The following is a 17,542-nucleotide window of genomic DNA, read 5'->3' as shown; positions in this document are numbered from 1 at the left end:
GAGGGGGTAAGGCTCCCAGTAGACGACTGGGTTGATAGGCCGGAGGTGGAAGCATCGTAAGGTGTGGAGCTGACCGGTACTAATAGGCCGAGGACTTGACCACAAAGCTAGTGTTCTGCTGTGTGGTGTCGATTGTGTGTGGTGGTGTGCTGCCGCCCCGGTTCTCTTCGCCGGGTCCCGGGAGCAGGCGCGATCACCGCATGGTTTTGATCCTGCAGCAGGGCTGATTGCTCGCGTCCACTATGTAACTCAGAGGCAGCAAACTCTGGCCCGTGGCCTGGTTTGTGTGTTTCAAGGGGTTACGGCGGTCATAGCGGAAGGGAAACACCCGGTTACATTCCGAACCCGGAAGTTAAGCTTTCCAGCGCCGATGGTACTGCACCGGGGACGGTGTGGGAGAGTAGGACACCGCCGGACAAAATTTAATGCATCAGCAGGGAAGCCATCCACGTTGTGGGTGGCTTTCCTGCGTTTCAGGGCCGGTTCGTTCCAGGGCCAGTTCGTTCCGGGACTAGTCCGTTCCAGGCCTAGTCCCGGGACCGTTTTCCTGCGCTCCGCGACCATTTGGCATCCAGGACCATCGTCGTTCTGGACCGTCTTCCTTCTGGACTCTTTCTCCACTCCCGCTCCTTTCCGCGGCACGACTTCCAAGCGCACCCGCTCGTCCGCATCCGCTGGTCGGAGTTGTTCACAGGGGTGGGAGGGGCGGTACGGGGGGCGGGCGGTGGTAAGTAGGCTTCAGGTGTGGAATACCAGGCGGTCGAAAAGGCGATCTTGCAGCGTGGTGTGGAGTGGGACATCGACCCCACTCTGGACCGGATCAACGTCCTGATGGATCTGCTGGGTCAGCCCCAGCGGGCCTATCCGGTCGTCCACATCACCGGCACCAACGGCAAGTCGAGCACGGCCCGCATGATCGACACCCTGCTCCGCGAGCGCAACCTCCGCGTCGGCCGGTTCACCAGCCCTCACCTCACCTCGATGCGCGAGCGCATCACCATCGACGGAGAGCCGCTGAGTGAGGAGCGGTTCACCGAGGTCTATGAGGACGTTCAGCCCTACCTGCAACTTGTCGACCAGCAGCAGGGCAGGCTGTCGTTCTTCGAGACGCTCACGGCCATGGCCTACGCCGCCTTCGCCGACACCCCGGTCGACGTCGCCGTCATCGAGGTGGGCATGGGCGGCACCTGGGATTCGACCAGTGTGGCCCAGGGCGCGGTGGCGGTCGTCACTCCCATCTCTCTCGACCACGTCGACTACCTGGGCCCCGACATCGAGTCGATCGCGCGCGAGAAGGCCGGCATCATCAAGCCCGGCTCGATGGCCGTGCTGGCGCAGCAGCCGCTCGCGGCGGGCGAGGTCCTGATGCGGCGGGCCGCCGAGACGGGTTCGACGGTGGCGCGTGAAGGGCTGGAGTTCGGGGTGGTGCACCGGGAGCTCGCGATGGGCGGCCAGATCCTTCGCCTGCAAGGGCTCAAGGGCATCTACGAGGACATCTTCCTCCCGCTCTATGGCGAGCATCAGGCCGGCAACGCCGCCTGCGCTCTCGCGGCGGTGGAGGCGCTGACAGGCGGTGACGATCCTCTCGATGCCGACCTGGTGCGGCGAGCGTTCGCCCTGGTGACCTCGCCGGGCCGCCTTGAGGTGATCCGGCGGGGTCCGACGGTCCTCGTCGACGCGGCGCACAATCCCGGCGCGATGGAGTCGGTCGTCCAGGCCCTGGAGGAGTCGTTCGGGTTCACCAGGCTGATCGCCGTGGTCGCGGTGATGGCCGACAAGGACGTGGCCGGCGTGCTGGAGCTCCTCGAGCCCCTCGTCGAGGAGATCGTCGTGACCCGCAACTCCTCACCGCGCTCGATGGATCCCGAGGAGCTCGCCGCGCTGGCCGAGAGCATCTTCGGGAACGAGCGGGTGCATCAGGTGGCACGCATCGACGACGCCATCGATCTCGCGATCGGCCTGGCGGAGGAGACCGGCGAGTTCGCGGGAGCCGGGGTGCTGATCACCGGTTCCGTCGTCACCGTCGGCGACGCTCGCCTCCTGCTGAAGGCCGGCGGAGCACAGTGAGCCGGTGGCCTGTGGAAGTCAGGCCGGCGGAAGTCTGGGGGAGTGGCGGAGTGGAGGGATCGCGGGCGTGAACATCACCGTGACGCCGGGGATGCGGCGTCTGTGCGCCAGCGTGCTCGGCATGGAGGCCATCGTTCTCGGGCTGATCACTCCGGTGGCCATCATGGTCAACCGCGTCTCCCCGGCCGTGGCGGTCACCGTCGGCATCGGGCTCGCGCTGGCCTGCGTGGTGGTGACGGGCCTGCTCAAGCGGCCCTTCGCCTACATCGCCGGCAGTGTCGTGCAGGTGCTCGCCATCGCCACGGGGTTCCTCGTCCCCATGATGTTCTTCCTCGGCGTGATCTTCGCCGCGCTTTGGGTGACCGCAATATTCGTCGCTCGTCGTGTCGAGGGCGTGACTTAACGCTAAAGTCGGCCAGTATGGCCGTACCCCCCATCCAGGCCGCAGGCCTCGCGAGTCTGGGCCGCGTCAACCGTTTGCCGCTCGTGCTCGATGTGATCGTCGGGCTCCTGGCCGTGGTCGCGCTTCCACTGGCGATCGTCGCCGTGCCCAACACCATTTCCGTGGTCTCAGCGCTGCTGCCTCCCGACATCGCCGGAGTGTGGATCCTGAGAGCCCATGGGCTCGCCCTGCCGGTGATGCTCTGCACGGTGCCGCTCGCCGCGGCGGTGCTGAGGCGGGTCCCGGCGGCGCCGATGCTCGTGACGGGGCTCGCATGCCTCGCCGTGGCCGATGTGGCCGGAGGTTTCGCCGGCTCGACCCTCGGCGTCGGCGCGTTGCGCGCCCTGCATGGCATCGGCGCCGGCGTGCTCGTCCCGGCGACCCTCGCCGCGGTGGGTGAACGTCCAGGTGCGTCCCGGAACGTCCTGCTACCGGTCTGGGCGGGCGCGCTGGCCGTCGGCCTGCTGGCCGCCCAGGCGCTGGCCCTCTGGCCGCTCGACGAGGTGACGTCGTGGCGGGTCACCCTCCAGCCGTATCCGCTGCTGACCGGCGTGGCGCTCGCCCTGGCCGCGGTCCACTTCACGCTCTCGCGCCTGTCCAGGGAGCCGGGGCGGGAGGGCGGCACGCTCGCCCGCGAGATCGCGGAGACCACCGAGAGTGCGGAGACCGCGGCCGCCACCGTGGCGGCCGGCTCGCCGACCGCATCCGGGACCGCCGAGAGCGCCGCCCAGGCGTCCGGCTCGCGGAAGCCGGTGGACCGGGGTCATCTGGCGCTGGCGGCGGGGCCTTCCGCGGGCATCGCCGTCCTCGCCGTCGGCACCACCTTCGACTGGCCCTCGGGGCTGATCATGGTCGCCGCGGCGATCGGCGTGGTGACGCTGCTGGCGATGGCCTACCTCGGCCGCGTCGAGGGTCCCGGCGGCCGGCTCATCGCGTTCGTCATGGTCGCCGTCGGTCTCGTGGTGCTGCCGACCGCCGCGCAGGTGACCTACGTGGAGCTGGGCGGCCTCGGCGGGCCGGGGCTGTCTGGCCTGTGGATCCCCTTCGGGCTCGCCGCCTTGATCGCGCTCGCCGCCGCGTCGGTGGCCGCGCGGCTGAGTGCCGGGCTCGTGCCCAAGCTGGTCGGAGGCGGCTTGGTGGCCATGGTCGTGGGGCTGTGCGCCGTGCGACTGCTGGTTCCCTCCCCCTCGGGCATGCCGCTCGTCGTGCCGTTCGTGCTGCTCACGGCGGGCGCGGCCGTGGCGGTCACGTCGGCAGTCCGCTGCGCCGGATACCGGGCGGCGCTGTTCGGGCTGTCCCTCTGCTTCCCCGCCGTCCTGTCCGGCTTCCTGCTGGGCACGGGCATCCAGGTGGGCTGGCTGCGTGCCGTCAGCATGTCCGGAAAGGTGACCTCCGAGGCCATGGTCGAGGGGTTCGTCGGAGCGCTGCATATCTGGGCGCTCGCCGCGGGTTTCACGGTGGTCATCGTGTTGATCCTGGGCGCCGTGCTGGTCCGCCGGTCCTACGACAGCGCGCCCCCCGACACGGTGGAGTACGCCGAACCGCGCCACTCCGCCCCGTCCGATGTGAAGGTGGCGCCACGCGAGGCCACCGGCCCGGCGAGCCCTCCGGCCCCCGCGGCCGAGCCCGCGGACGGGGCATCCTCGGCGGCCGACTCCGGCACCGCGGCGCCTCCGGTCGTCCCTCCGCCCACCAGGTCTCCCGAGGGCGCCACAGGTGAGGACGGTGACGGGGCCGCCGCCCGGTAAGCTCGCACACGCTTCCCCTCATCCGCCGGTCGTCCTGTGCGACGGCCGGTGACACAACGAAGGAGATTACTCGTGTCCGAGCGCACGCTTGTCCTGATCAAGCCCGACGGTGTCCGCCGCGGCCTCATCGGTGACGTGATCGCCCGCGTGGAGCGCAAGGGCCTCAAGGTCGTGGCCATGGACCTCCGCACGCTGGACGCCGAGACCGCCAAGGCCCATTACGCCGAGCACGCCGAGAGGCCGTTCTTCGGGGAGCTCGTCGAGTTCATCACCTCCGGCCCGCTGGTGGCCATGGTTCTGGAGGGCCCGCGCGCCGTGGAGGCGTTCCGCGCCCTCGCCGGCGCCACCGACCCGGTGAAGTCGGCTCCCGGCACGATCCGCGGCGACCACGCGCTGGAGATCGGTGAGAACATCGTCCACGGTTCCGACTCGCCCGAGTCGGCCGCCCGTGAGGTCAAGATTTTCTTCCCTGACCGTTTCTGACGGCTGACCTAAGGCCCCGGCGCATCGCGCGTGCCGGGGCCATGAGGCATTTCAGGCAGGCATAAGCGCAGGTCGGCGGCTTGCCGGCCTGGAAAGCGCGACAACTTTTTCCTCGGCCGCACGGCTCGTTGCCCTCGCGAGTGGGTACGTCACGTTACGATTCGAATGCGAATCGTAATCTCTCGCGAACGACCTGAAGGAAGGTCTCCTTCCCCATGGGCAGCAAGCTGGCATTCCTCGGCCGTGACATGGCCGTCGACCTGGGCACCGCCAACACTTTGGTCTACGTGCGCGGGCGCGGCATCGTGCTCAACGAGCCGTCGGTGGTGGCGATCAATACGACCACCGGCAAGATCGTGGCAGTGGGCATCGAGGCCAAGAGGATGATTGGCCGAACGCCCGGAAACATCGTGGCGATACGCCCGCTGAAGGACGGCGTGATCGCCGACTTTGACGTGACTGAGCGCATGTTGCGCTATTTCATCCAACGGGTGCACAAACGCAGCCGTTTCGCCAAGCCCCGCATCATCGTGGCCGTTCCCAGCGGCATCACGGGAGTGGAGCAGCGCGCGGTGAAGGAGGCGGGTTACCAGGCCGGGGCGCGCCGGGTGTACATCATCGAGGAGCCCATGGCCGCCGCCATCGGCGCCCGGCTGCCCGTCCACGAGCCCACCGGCAACATGGTGGTCGACATCGGCGGTGGCACCACCGAGGTCGCCATCATCTCGATGGGCGGCATCGTGACGAGCCAGTCCATCCGCGTCGGAGGCGACGAGCTCGATCAGGCGATCATCGCCTTCGCCAAGAAGGAGTACTCCCTGATGCTCGGGGAGCGCACCGCGGAGGAGATCAAGATCGCGATCGGCTCCGCGTGCCCGACGGGGGACGACTGCCATGCCGAGATCCGCGGGCGTGATCTGGTCACCGGGCTGCCCAAGACGATCGTGGTCTCGGCCGACGAGATCCGCAAGGCCACCGAGGAGCCGCTCAAGTCCATCGTCGACGCCGTCAAGTCGACGCTGGACAAGTGCCCTCCGGAGCTCTCGGGCGACCTGATGGACCGTGGCGTGGCCCTCACCGGCGGCGGCGCCCTGCTCAAGGGCATGGACGACCGGCTGCGGGACGAGACCGGCATGCCCATCCACCTGGTGGAGAACGCCCTCGACTCCGTGGCGCTCGGCTCTGGCAAGTGTGTGGAGGAGTTCGAGGCCCTGCAGCAGGTGCTGGTGCCCGAGCCGAGACATTGATGGAGCAGAGACACTGATGAGGGATACCCGCCGTGCGCGGTTGATCCTTGGCCTGCTGCTGGCCGCGGCGCTCGTCCTGATCACCATCGATCACCGGCAGCGCGAGGACTCCCTGTTCGAGCCCGTCCGCGGGGTGGCGTCGTCGCTGTTCGGGGTCGCGGAGGAGGCCGGCACGGGCGTCGTGCGCCCGGTCGGCGATCTCATCGACACCTTCTCCTCCGCTCCGGAGTACAAGCGGCAGATCGCGGTGCTGCGGGCGGAGAACTCCCGGCTGAGACGCGAGGCGACCGCCGCCGGCCTCGACCGGCACAGGTCGGCCGAGCTGTCGCGCATGCTGGGTCTCTCGGGGCTCGGCGGGTACCGCGTGGTCGCGGCCCAGGTGATCGCCAGGCGAGGCGTCCCGGGGTTCGAGGACGCCGTCGAGATCGACGCGGGCCGCCAGGACGGCGTCCGGACGGAGATGACCGTGCTCAACGGGGACGGCCTGGTCGGGCGCGTCGTGCACACCGGCCCGTCCACCTCCACGGTGGTGCTGCTGACCGACCCCGCGTCGGCGGCGGGGGCGCGGATGGAGGGCGGCAACCAGATCGGCGTCGTCACCGGCCTCGGGCCGGCGGCCGAGGGGCGCCTCGTCCGGTTCCGGCTGCTGGATTCGGCGGCGACGCTGACGGCCGGGCGCCGCATCGTGAGCTTCGGCTCGCAGAACGGCACGCCGTACGCGCCGGGCCTGCCGGTCGGCACGATCGAGCGCGTGGAGGCGACGCCCGGTGAGCTGACCCGCGTGGCCTATGCCAGGCCGTTCGTCGACTTCACGGCGCTCGACGTGGTCGGGGTGGTCGCACGGGCGCCACAACGCGATCCCAGGGACGCGATGCTGCCTCCACCGCCCCCGGTGGCGACGCGGGCCCGTGCCACCCGGCCGCCCGCCGCGGCGCCCTCGGCTCCACCTCCCTCCTCGCCGGCGCCGTCGGCCGCGCCGTCGTCGTCGCCGTCCGCTTCGTCCTCGCCGTCACCGGACGAGGGAGCCGGCGATCGCGAGAGGACGCGCGGCATCGGGCGGCACCCGGCGCACATGCGCGGCCGGCCCGCTCACGCCGACCGGCGGACGGGCGGCGGCCCGCCCGCGCGGGCGGGCGCCGGGGCGGCGAATCGTACGGGCGCGGCGAGGCGTACGGACGGGGCGAGGCGTACGGGCGGGGCCAGGCGTACGGGCGGGGGCCATGGGCCTGGCCAGGAGAAGCGGGCGGACGGGCGAAAGCGCGACCGCCCGGGCGGCAGGACATGAGGCAGCGGGCATCCAGCGGGCGAAAGGACATGAGGGCGTGATGCGAGGGATGGCGGTGGTACTGCTCGCCGGCCTCATCATGATCGTGCAGGTGACCGTCGTGAACCGCCTTCCGCTGCCCGGTGGCGGCGCGCCCGACCTGGTGCTGATGGGCGTGGTGACCTTCGCTCTGGCGCGCGGCGCGGTGGCCGGCGCCCTGACCGGGTTCATCGTGGGCCTGGTCACCGACATCCTGCCGCCGGCCGCCCATGTCATCGGGCAGTACGCGCTGGTGTTCTGCCTGGTGGGCTACATGGTGGGACGCGCGGCCGAGCGGGCGCCCGGCTTCGGGGCGGTCACGGTGATCATCGCGGTGATGGTCGCGCCACTGCTGTCGGCGGGCGTCGGCGGCCTGCTCGGCGACCCCCGGGTCGACTGGACGGAGCTGCTCGGCGTGTGGCCCTCGCTGGTGATGTACAACCTCGCCATCGCGGCGCTGGTCTTCTGGGCGGTCGCCCGCGCCTCCGGCGAGCGCCGGAGGCGCGAGGCCGTGCCCACGGGGGCCTACCCGGTCCGGAGGCGCGTGTGAACCGTGTCCGCGCCCGGCTGGTCGTACTGCAGTTCCTCGTGTTCCTGCTGCTCGCGGTGCTCGCCCTGCGGCTGTGGCAGGTGCAGGTGGTGCGCGGGCCACAGTTCGTGGCGGCGGCCACCGAGACGCGCACCCGTGACGTCATCGTCCCCGCGGTGCGGGGGCCGATCCTGGACGCCAGCGGGCGGCCTCTGGTGCGCAACCGCACGGCGCTGGTCGTCTCCGTCGACCGCGCAGAGATGGAGCGCATGCGCGACGGCGGCGTGGCGGTGCTGAAACGGCTCGGCGCGGTGCTGGACCGTCCGGTGAAGGAACTGCGGGAGCGCATCCGCCCCTGTGGTCCCCATGTGACCCGTCCCTGCTGGCCCGGTTCCCTGTACTCGCCGATCCCCATCGACGACAAGGTCAGCCCTCGGCAGGCGCTGCAGATCCTCGAGCGGCAGGAGGACTTCCCGGGCGTGATGGCCGAGGTGCAGGCCGTCCGCGACTACCCGCTCGGCACGGGCGCCTCCCAGACCCTCGGCTACCTCCAGCCGGTCACCGAGGAGGAGCTGAAGAAGCGGTCCAAGCTCAAGGCCAACTTCTCCGGCGTCGACCTGGTCGGCAGGGACGGCCTGGAGTACGTCTACGACGAGGCGCTGCGCGGGTCGCCGGGGCTGCGCAGGGTCCAGGTCGACCGCATGGGCAAGGTGCTCGGCGTCGAGCGGCAGACCTCGCCGGTGCCCGGCGACATCCTGATCACGAACATGGACGCCAACGTGCAGAAGGCCGTCGACCAGGCGCTCGCGAACGCCATGAAGAACGCGCCCAAGGCCGACGGAGCGGCCGCGGTCGTGCTCGACGTCAAGACCGGCGGGGTGATCGCGATCGGCAGCATGCCCACCTACGACCCGGCCGTCTGGGCGGGCGGCATCTCCGAGAAGGACTACCAGCGGCTGCTGTCGGAGAAGACCGGGCTGCCGCTGATCTCACGGGCGACCCACGGCCAGTACGCGCCGGGTTCGACGTTCAAGGTCTCCTCGGTCTCCTCGATGGTCAGGGACGGCTACCCGCTGAAGGGCAAGTACGACTGCCCGGGGGTCTACGACGTCGCCGGCACGGCGTTCCACAACTTCCACGGCATCGGCATGGGAGTCATCGATCTCCACACGGCGCTGGTGAAGTCCTGTGACACGATCTTCTACCGGGCGTCCTACGAGATGTGGCAGCGGGACGGCGGCCTCAAGCCGGTGAAACATCCCAAGGAGCCGATGACCAACACGGCCAAGGCGTTCGGGTTCGGCAAGAAGACCGGCATCGACCTGCCGGGCGAGGTGCCCGGGCGCATCCCCGGCCGCGGGTGGAAGAAGCAGATGTGGGCGGCGACGCGGCATCTGAGCTGCACGCGGGCCAAGACCGGCTATCCCGAGGTGGAGAAGAAGGACCCTGGCCGGGCCGCGTACCTGAAGAGGCTGGCCAACGAGAACTGCCTGGAGGGGTTCGAGTGGAAGGCCGCCGAGGCCGCCAACCTCTCCATCGGACAGGGCGACGTGCTGGTGACGCCGCTGCAGCTGGCGGCCGCCTACGCCGCGCTGGTCGGTGACGGCAAGCTGCGCAGCCCCCGCATCGGCAAGGCGCTGGTGCGGCCCGACGGCACCCAGGTGCAGGAGATCAAGGCCCCGGTGACCGGCCGGCTGCCGATCGACAAGGGCACTCGTGACTACATCCGTGCCGCCCTGAGCGAGGTGACCTCCGACGGAACGGCCGCCGGTGCCTTCAGTGGCTTCCCGATGAACGTGGTGAAGATCGGCGGCAAGACCGGTACGGCGGAGGTGTACGGCAAGGAGGACACCTCCTGGTTCGCCTCGTTCGCGCCGGCGGCCGACCCGAGGTTCGTGGTGGTCGTCACGATCTCCCAGGGCGGCCAGGGCGCCATGGCCGCGGCCCCCGCGGCACGAGAGATCTACGAGGGCATCTACGGCATCAAGGGCCCGGCGGCGCTGCCCGGGGGCAAGCCCGTCGAACGCCTCCCGAAGATCAGTAAAGACGGGACGGTCGTGCATTGACGCCCGACCACGGCTTGGCGGCCGGAGATTCGCGCGCGCGGCCCTCCTTCGGGGCCTGCCGGTTCGCGGTTCACCGGCCGGGCGGCCCCGGCCCCTCCCCGCGCAGGCACCGCGCGCCGCACGGTGTTTCGAGCAGAAAGCACAGATCTCGCATGTCCCGCTTCGCCATCGCAGAACGCGCCGCCCCCAGCGGACGGGGCCGGCGCGACACGAAGGGCCCGGGCACCACCGCCCAGAAGGTCGGGGTCTCGGCCCCGGATGCCCCGTGAACCAGGCTCTCGTCCCGCGGAGCCGCTCCATCGTCCGCAGGGCCATGGGGGCGCACTCGGCGGTGTGGCGCGTCGACGGCGTCCTGCTCGTGGCCGTCATGGCGCTGTCGGTGATCGGCACGCTCCTGGTGTGGTCCTCGACCCGTACCTGGGCGGCCGGGGCGCCGACCGGCATGGTGAAGAAGCACATACTCAACCTCGCCATCGGCTGGGTGCTCTGCGGCATCGCCATGCTGGCCGACCAGCGCACGCTGCGGATCTACGCGCCCGCCGTGTACGGGGTGTCCCTTCTCGGCCTCCTTGCGGTGATCACCCCGCTCGGGTCGACGATCAACGGCTCCCATTCGTGGATCCTGCTGGGGGGAGGGTTCGCCGTCCAGCCGTCCGAGCTCGCCAAACCGGCGCTGATCCTCATGCTGAGCGCGCTGCTCGCCGAGCCCGCCCGGGGCGCCGACCGGCCGCGCCCGCTGGACCTGCTGCTCTGCGCCGCGGCCGCCGCCATCGCGATGGGGCTGGTGATGCTGCAGCCCGACTTCGGCACGACCATGGTCCTCGCCGTCATCACCGGAGCGTCCATGATCTTCGCGGGCCTCCGGAAGCGCTATATCGCCGGGCTCGCCGTGCTGGCGATGGCCGGGGCCGCCGCCGTATGGCTTTTCGGCCTGCTCAAGCCGTACCAGATCGCCCGGTTCACCGCCTTCATCAATCCGGCGAACGATCCACGCGGAGCGGGATACAACAGCACGCAGGCGCTGATCGCCATCGGCTCGGGGGAGCTCTTCGGCAAGGGGCTCTTCCAGGGAGGCCAGACCACCGGGCGATTCGTACCGGAACAGCACACCGACTTCATCTTCACCGTGGCGGGGGAGGAGTTCGGGTTCCTCGGCGCGGTCACCGTGGTGGCGCTGCTGGGCGTGGTCTTGGTGCGGGGCCTGCGCATCGCCCGCCAGTCCGACGAGCGGTTCGGCGCGCTGGTGGTGGCGGGCATCGTGTGCTGGTTCGCCTTCCAGACGCTGGTCAACGTCGGGATGACGATCGGGATCATGCCGATCACCGGAGTGCCGCTGCCCTTCGTGTCCTACGGTGGCACCGCCACGTTCGCCAACATGATCGCCGTCGGGCTGCTGCAGGCCGTCCACATTCGCGAGCGGCCGTTCTGAGCCGCCCGCCCTGATCCCCGCCCGCCTGATCCCACCCGAGATCGCCCACCCGGGTGGGGTCCGCTGGCGTGAGAGGCGGCGGGCAGCAACTAACCTTGTTCACATGTCTGTCGAGTCGCTGTTTCCCCGTCTGGAAGCGCTCCTGCCCAGCGTGCAGAAGCCGATCCAGTATGTCGGTGGTGAGCTCAATTCGACCGTCAAGGATTGGGACGAGGCGAGCGTCCGCTGGGCGCTGATGTACCCCGACGCCTACGAGGTGGGCCTGCCCAACCAGGGCGTCCAGATCCTCTACGAGATCCTCAACGAGCTGCCCGAGACGCTGGCCGAGCGCACCTACGCCGTCTGGCCCGACCTCGAGGCGCTCATGCGCGAGCACGGCTTGCCGCAGTTCACCGTCGACGCGCACCGCCCGGTGCGGGCCTTCGACGTGCTCGGCGTGTCGTTCTCGACCGAGCTCGGCTACACCAACCTGCTGACCGCGCTCGACCTGGCCGGCATCCCGCTCGACGCCGTCGAGCGCGGCGAGGACGACCCGATCGTGCTGGCGGGCGGCCATGCCGCGTTCAACCCCGAGCCGATCGCCGACTTCCTGGACGCCGCAGTGCTGGGCGACGGAGAGCAGATCGCCATCGCCATCTCCGAGGTGATCCGCGAGTGGAAGGGCGAGGGCAGTCCCGGCGGCCGTGACGAGCTGCTGATGCGCCTCGCGTCCACCGGCGGCGTGTACGTCCCGAAGTTCTACGACGTGGAGTACCACCCGGACGGGCGGATCAAGCGGGTCGCGCCGAACAGGTCCGGCGTGCCGTGGCGCGTGCAGAAGCACACCGTCATGGATCTCGACGAGTGGCCGTATCCCAAGAAGCCGCTGGTCCCGCTGGCCGAGACCGTGCACGAGCGCTTCAGCGTGGAGATCTTCCGCGGCTGCACCCGCGGCTGCCGGTTCTGCCAGGCGGGCATGATCACGCGCCCGGTGCGCGAGCGGTCGATCACCACGATCGGCGACATGGTCGAGGCGGGGATCAAGGAGTCCGGCTTCAACGAGGTCGGCCTGCTCTCCTTGTCCAGCGCCGACCACTCCGAGATCGCCGAGGTCGCCAAGGGGCTGGCCGACCGATACGAGGGCACCAACACCAGCCTGTCGCTGCCCTCGACCCGTGTCGACGCCTTCAACATCGACCTGGCCAACGAGTTCTCGCGCAACGGCCGCCGTTCGGGCCTGACGTTCGCGCCCGAGGGCGGTTCCGAGCGCATGCGCAAGGTGATCAACAAGATGGTCACCGAGGAAGACCTGATCCGCACCGTCACCACGGCGTACAGCCAGGGCTGGCGGCAGGTGAAGCTCTACTTCATGTGCGGCCTGCCCACCGAGAGGGACGAGGACGTCCTCGGCATCGCCGATCTGGCCAAGAAGGTCATCGCGGCGGGCCGCGCGGCCACCGGTTCCCGGGACATCCGGTGCACGGTGTCCATCGGCGGCTTCGTGCCGAAGCCGCACACCCCCTTCCAGTGGGCCTCCCAGTGCGACCACGAGACCGTCGACCGCCGGCTCAAGCAGCTCAGGGACTCCCTGCGCTCCGACAAGCAGTACGGCAAGGCCATCGGCTTCCGCTACCACGACGGGCAGCCGTCCATCGTGGAGGGCCTGCTGTCGCGCGGCGACCGCCGGGTCGGCGCGGTGATCAGGGCCGTGTGGCAGGACGGCGGGCGCTTCGACGGCTGGAGCGAGCACTTCTCCTATCAGCGCTGGATGTCCGCCGCCGAGAAGGCGCTGGCCGGCGAGCCGGTCGACGTCGACTGGTACACCACGCGCGAGCGCGACGAGGTCGAGGTGCTCCCGTGGGACCACCTGGACGCCGGTCTCGACCGCGAGTGGCTCTGGCAGGACTGGCAGGACGCCACCAGCGAGACCGAGGTGGAGGACTGCCGGTGGACTCCCTGCTACGACTGCGGCGTCTGCCCCACCATGGGGACCGAGATCCAGATCGGCCCGACGGGCAGGAAACTGCTGCCGCTGACGGTCGTCTGACCCGCCGGATGGAAGCAAACACCCGCCGTAACCGTTGACCAGATAGGACATCCGGTCCCGGTGGTCTAGCCTCGTGCCTGCGACGTGCGACCGGGTGGGCCGTGGTGGCCCCTATCCTGGGAAGACGACCACCGAGACAGGAAGGATGACTTAGCTGAAGAACCCCGTTCCTGATGGACCCCCGCCCGCGCCTGTGGTGCAGCGCCTTCGCGTGCGCTATGCCAAGCGTGGCCGCCTGCGGTTCACCAGCCACCGAGACATCTCGCGCGCCATCGAACGAGCTGTGCGCCGGGCCGGCATTCCGGTCGGCTTCAGCGCGGGATTCACCCCCCATCCGAAGATCTCCTACGCGGGAGCCGCCCCCACAGGAGTGGCCAGCGAGGCCGAATATCTCGAGATCGGCGTCGTCTCGCCGTGCGAGCCGACGCGGCTCCGTGACGATCTCGACTCATCGCTACCACCGGGGCTCGACGTGCTCGACGTCGTCGAGGCGGGTCCTGGGAGCCTGGCCGAGAGGCTGGAGTGCTCGGTCTGGGAGATCAGGCTGGCCGGCGCGGAGCCGGAGCGGGCGAAGGCGGCGGTCGAACGCTTCATGGCCGCCGAGCGTGTCGAGGTCGAACGCCTGACCAAGAAGGGCTTGCGCCGCTTCGACGCGAGGGAGGCCGTCGTCGCCCTGACGGCCGATGAAGGAACGGGCGAAACGGCGGGCCGGGAGCCGAGCCCGCCATATGCGATACTTCGTATGGTTGTTCGGCACGTTACGCCCGCCGTTCGACCCGACGACGTGCTCACGGGTCTGCGTCTTGTGGCTGATTTCGCGCCGCCGTCACCCCCCGCGGTGACCAGGCTGGCGCAGGGTCCGCTCGACGCGCGCACCGGTGGGACCGCCGACCCGCTCGACCTGGACCGCGACATTCGCGGCGGCGAGCCGGGACCGGCTGTGCAGCACGTCGGTGACCACAAATAGGACTTGGCGTCGGGCCCCGCGAGGCGGCCCGGCGCACAGCGAGAGACGAGAGCTCCCGCGCGGCGCGGCGACGTGCCCGGGAGCCTGACGGGAGAACGCCCGCATGCTCGACAACGAGCCCATTGTCGGGGCCTACGGCTCTGACGGGGATACAACAGCACAGCAAGAAGCGAAGCCGGTCCGCCGGCGCCGGGCGGCGAGCCGCCCGGCCGGTCCGCCGCCCGAGGAGGCGGAGCGTGCCGCCGGTCTGGTGAGCACGCCGGAGGAGACTGCGGCCGCCGGAGAGATCCCGGCCCCGAGGCAGGAGCCCGGAGCGGGCACCACGTCTCTCGCGGGGCAGGTCCCGGCCGCGAGGCCGGAGGCGGACGCGCGGTTCGCCGCGCCGGACGCCGCGCTTCCCGTGGCCGAGCCCGCCGGGGAGACCGAGCCGGCGACCGAGCCGGCCGAGGCCCCCGCGAAGCGCGCCACGCGGTCGCGCCGCGCCGCGGCCAAGGACACCGGCGCGCCCGCGACCACGCGGCGCACGCGCGCCAAGAAGGACACCGCCCAGGCCGAGGACGTCCCGGTCGCGCAGGCCGAGGACGCCGCGAGCCCTGAGGTCTCCGGCCCGGCCGAGCAGGCCGTGCGCGCCGAAGAGGCTCCGGCCGTGGAGTCCGCTCCTGTGCGGCGCCGGCGCACCAGGAAGGTCGCCGAAGCCCCCGAGGCCGCGGAACGACCCAGCACCGAGCCGGTCGCCGCTCCGGCGATCCAGGAGCCGCCGGCCGCGCAGGCGCAGGTCACCCCGGAGGTCCTCGAGTCGTTGCCGGAGGAGGAGCCTCTGGACGACGAGCCCGCCGGCGAGGACGTCGCCGAGGAGGCGCGGCCGCAGGGCGCGGTGTTCGCCGACCCGTTCGGCCTGACCGCCGTCGCCGAGGCCCGCGTCGCCCCGGCCGTCACCTTCCAGGCGCCCGCCGCGGTGTTCCAGCCGATCTTCCAGGCTCCCGAGCCGCGCGCGGCCGTGCCGCCCGTCGTGCCCGAGCCCCGGCAGCAGCCCGAGCCCGAGCCCGAGGCGGAGCCCGCCGAGGCCGAGGACGCCGCGGAGACCGACTTCGACGAGGACGACGAGCAGGACGACGCGAGCGGCCGCCGTCGTCGCCGCCGCCGCGGTGGCCGCGGCCGGGGCAAGCTACGCGAGCAGGACGAGGCCGAGGAGACCGGGGACGCCGGCGACGAGGCCCGCGCCGCCTCCGCCGACCAGGCGCAGCCTGCGGCCGAGGCCGAGACCGCGCGCGACCACGACCAGGAGGACGAGGAGTCCGGCTCTTCGCGTCGCCGTCGCCGCCGTCGCCGCAGGGGCGGGGACGACGGCGAGACGCCGGTCGACGACCCGCCGAACACGGTGGTGCGCATCCGCGCGCCCCGGGCCGGGCGCACGACCTCGGTCGACGAGGTCCAGGGCTTCCGCGGCTCCACCCGCCTCGAGGCCAAGAAGCAGCGCCGCAGGGAAGGCCGCGAGCAGGGCCGCCGCCGCCCGCCGGTGATCACCGAGTCGGAGTTCCTGGCCCGCCGCGAGTCCGTCGAGCGCGTGATGGTGGTGCGCCGCCAGGGCGGCCGCACCCAGATCGCGGTGCTCGAGGACGGCGTGCTGGTCGAGCACTACGTCGACCGTGAGGCCAGTCAGTCCTACGTCGGCAACGTCTACCTCGGCAAGGTGCAGAACGTCCTGCCGTCGATGGAGGCCGCCTTCGTCGACGTCGGCAAGGGCCGCAACGCCGTGCTGTACGCCGGTGAGGTCAACTTCGACACCGCCGGCCTCGAGGGCCAGCCCAAGCGCATCGAGTCGGCGCTGAAGTCCGGGCAGTCGGTGCTCGTCCAGGTCACCAAGGACCCGATGGGCCACAAGGGCGCCCGGCTGACCAGCCAGATCAGCCTTCCGGGCCGCTACCTGGTCTACGTGCCCGACGGGTCGATGACCGGCATCAGCCGCAAGCTGCCCGACAAGGAGCGCAGCAGGCTCAAGGCCATCCTGAAGAAGGTCATGCCGGAGAACGCCGGCGTGATCGTGCGGACCGCGGCCGAGGGCGCGTCCGAGGACGAGCTCAGCCGTGACGTGGCCCGCCTCTCGGCGCAGTGGGAGAACATCCAGCGAAAGGCCAAGTCGGCCAGCCCGCCCGAGTTGCTGTACTCCGAGCCCGACCTGACCGTCCGCGTGGTCCGGGACGTCTTCAACGAGGACTTCTCCTCGCTGGTCGTGGCCGGGGACGAGGTCTGGGGCACCGTCGACGAGTACGTCCGCTATGTCGCGCCGCACCTGGCCGACCGGCTGACCAAGTGGGAGGACGGCGACGTCTTCGCCGCCTACCGCATCGACGAGCAGATCTCCAAGGCGATGGAGCGCAAGGTGTGGCTGCCGAGCGGCGGCTCCCTGGTGATCGACCGCACCGAGGCGATGACCGTCGTCGACGTCAACACCGGCAAGTTCACCGGCCAGGGCGGCAACCTGGAGGAGACCGTCACCAGGAACAACCTGGAGGCGGCCGAGGAGATCGTCCGGCAGCTGCGGCTGCGGGACATCGGCGGCATCATCGTCATCGACTTCATCGACATGGTGCTCGAGAGCAACCGTGACCTGGTGCTCCGGCGCATGCTGGAGTGCCTGGCCCGCGACCGCACCAAGCACCAGGTGGCCGAGGTGACCTCTCTGGGCCTGGTCCAGATGACCCGTAAGCGGGTCGGCCAGGGCCTGCTGGAGGCATTCTCGACCCCCTGTGACTGCTGCAACGGCCGAGGCCTGATCGTCTCGACCGAGCCGGTCGAGTCCAAGGCCATCGAGCCCCGCCCCACGCAGGGCAAGATGGCGGTGGAGAAGGCCGTGGCCGAGAAGCTCGAGAAGACCGGTGCCGACAAGTCCCTCAAGGACGGCGGCATCCCGGTCGTCGCGAACGGCGAGGGCGGTCGTGATAGCGTGACGGATGCGCTAGACGGCTCCGCCGGCGACGACGGGCAGGCCGCACAGTCTTCCGCCCGGGGGCGGCGACGCACCCGAAAGGCGACCAGGCCGGCTGGGCCGGCCGAATAGACCCGCACCCGGCGTACCGTCCGGTTCGACCAGGGCACCAGCAATCCGGTATCCTAGTGAATCGGTGCGTCCGGTGGCGCGCCTAGCTTCGCGCGCCTACCCGGTTCGCCGGTCGTGTGTATCGACGGGAGCTGGATGCAAGAGGCGCAGCGTTCAGCGAGCAATTAGCCAGAAGAA

Annotated in this window: 12 protein-coding genes and 2 rRNA genes; all 14 read left to right on the top strand. The window is 70.6% G+C overall.

The window, feature by feature from the left end; translation table 11 throughout:
- A 23S ribosomal RNA gene (locus MYF83_RS04825) occupies positions 1-103 on the top strand; the annotation flags it as partial.
- Positions 104-300: 197 nt separating this feature from the next.
- Positions 301-417 (top strand): 5S ribosomal RNA (gene rrf / locus MYF83_RS04820).
- Positions 418-744: 327 nt separating this feature from the next.
- Positions 745-2,067, top strand: a complete 1,323-nt coding sequence (locus MYF83_RS04815; protein WP_248958924.1) for a bifunctional folylpolyglutamate synthase/dihydrofolate synthase — start codon at positions 745-747, stop codon at positions 2,065-2,067.
- A gap of 67 nt (positions 2,068-2,134) precedes the next feature.
- The gene (locus MYF83_RS04810; RefSeq protein WP_248958923.1) at positions 2,135-2,470 is read left to right on the top strand and encodes a DUF4233 domain-containing protein; all 336 of its coding nucleotides are present in this window, start codon (positions 2,135-2,137) and stop codon (positions 2,468-2,470) included.
- 17 nt (positions 2,471-2,487) lie between these two features.
- Positions 2,488-4,257, top strand: coding sequence for a hypothetical protein (locus MYF83_RS04805; protein ID WP_248958922.1), 1,770 nt, complete (start codon positions 2,488-2,490; stop codon positions 4,255-4,257).
- Positions 4,258-4,329: 72 nt separating this feature from the next.
- Positions 4,330-4,740, top strand: a complete 411-nt coding sequence (ndk, locus tag MYF83_RS04800) for a nucleoside-diphosphate kinase (RefSeq protein WP_248958921.1) — start codon at positions 4,330-4,332, stop codon at positions 4,738-4,740.
- A 215-nt stretch (positions 4,741-4,955) separates the two neighbouring features.
- Complete coding sequence (locus tag MYF83_RS04795) at positions 4,956-5,987, top strand: rod shape-determining protein (protein WP_248958920.1); 1,032 nt, start codon at positions 4,956-4,958, stop codon at positions 5,985-5,987.
- Positions 5,988-6,003: 16 nt separating this feature from the next.
- The gene (mreC, locus tag MYF83_RS04790; protein ID WP_248958919.1) at positions 6,004-7,272 is read left to right on the top strand and encodes a rod shape-determining protein MreC; all 1,269 of its coding nucleotides are present in this window, start codon (positions 6,004-6,006) and stop codon (positions 7,270-7,272) included.
- A gap of 40 nt (positions 7,273-7,312) precedes the next feature.
- Positions 7,313-7,840 (top strand): rod shape-determining protein MreD, encoded by a 528-nt coding sequence (gene mreD, locus MYF83_RS04785; RefSeq protein ID WP_248958938.1) that lies wholly within the window; start codon positions 7,313-7,315, stop codon positions 7,838-7,840.
- Entirely contained in the window at positions 7,837-9,885 is a 2,049-nt protein-coding gene (mrdA, locus tag MYF83_RS04780; RefSeq protein WP_248958918.1) for a penicillin-binding protein 2, read from the top strand. Before mreD ends, mrdA begins: the two co-directional genes overlap by 4 nt.
- Positions 9,886-10,150: 265 nt before the next feature.
- A complete protein-coding gene (gene rodA, locus MYF83_RS04775; RefSeq protein WP_308201400.1) occupies positions 10,151-11,314 on the top strand; it encodes a rod shape-determining protein RodA in 1,164 nt (387 codons plus the stop codon).
- Between the two features lie 103 nt (positions 11,315-11,417).
- Entirely contained in the window at positions 11,418-13,340 is a 1,923-nt protein-coding gene (locus MYF83_RS04770) for a TIGR03960 family B12-binding radical SAM protein (protein WP_248958917.1), read from the top strand.
- A gap of 211 nt (positions 13,341-13,551) precedes the next feature.
- Positions 13,552-14,307, top strand: a complete 756-nt coding sequence (locus MYF83_RS04765) for a TIGR03936 family radical SAM-associated protein (RefSeq protein WP_248958916.1) — start codon at positions 13,552-13,554, stop codon at positions 14,305-14,307.
- A gap of 103 nt (positions 14,308-14,410) precedes the next feature.
- Positions 14,411-17,365 carry a ribonuclease E/G gene (locus tag MYF83_RS04760; RefSeq protein ID WP_248958915.1) on the top strand — a complete coding sequence of 985 codons (2,955 nt, stop codon included), beginning with the start codon at positions 14,411-14,413 and terminating at the stop codon, positions 17,363-17,365.
- Positions 17,366-17,542 lie beyond the last annotated feature (177 nt).

The sequence above is a fragment of the Sphaerisporangium perillae genome (genome assembly GCF_023276435.1).
GTDB lineage: Bacteria > Actinomycetota > Actinomycetes > Streptosporangiales > Streptosporangiaceae > Sphaerisporangium > Sphaerisporangium perillae.
This window is presented reverse-complemented; position numbering and strand designations above follow the sequence as displayed.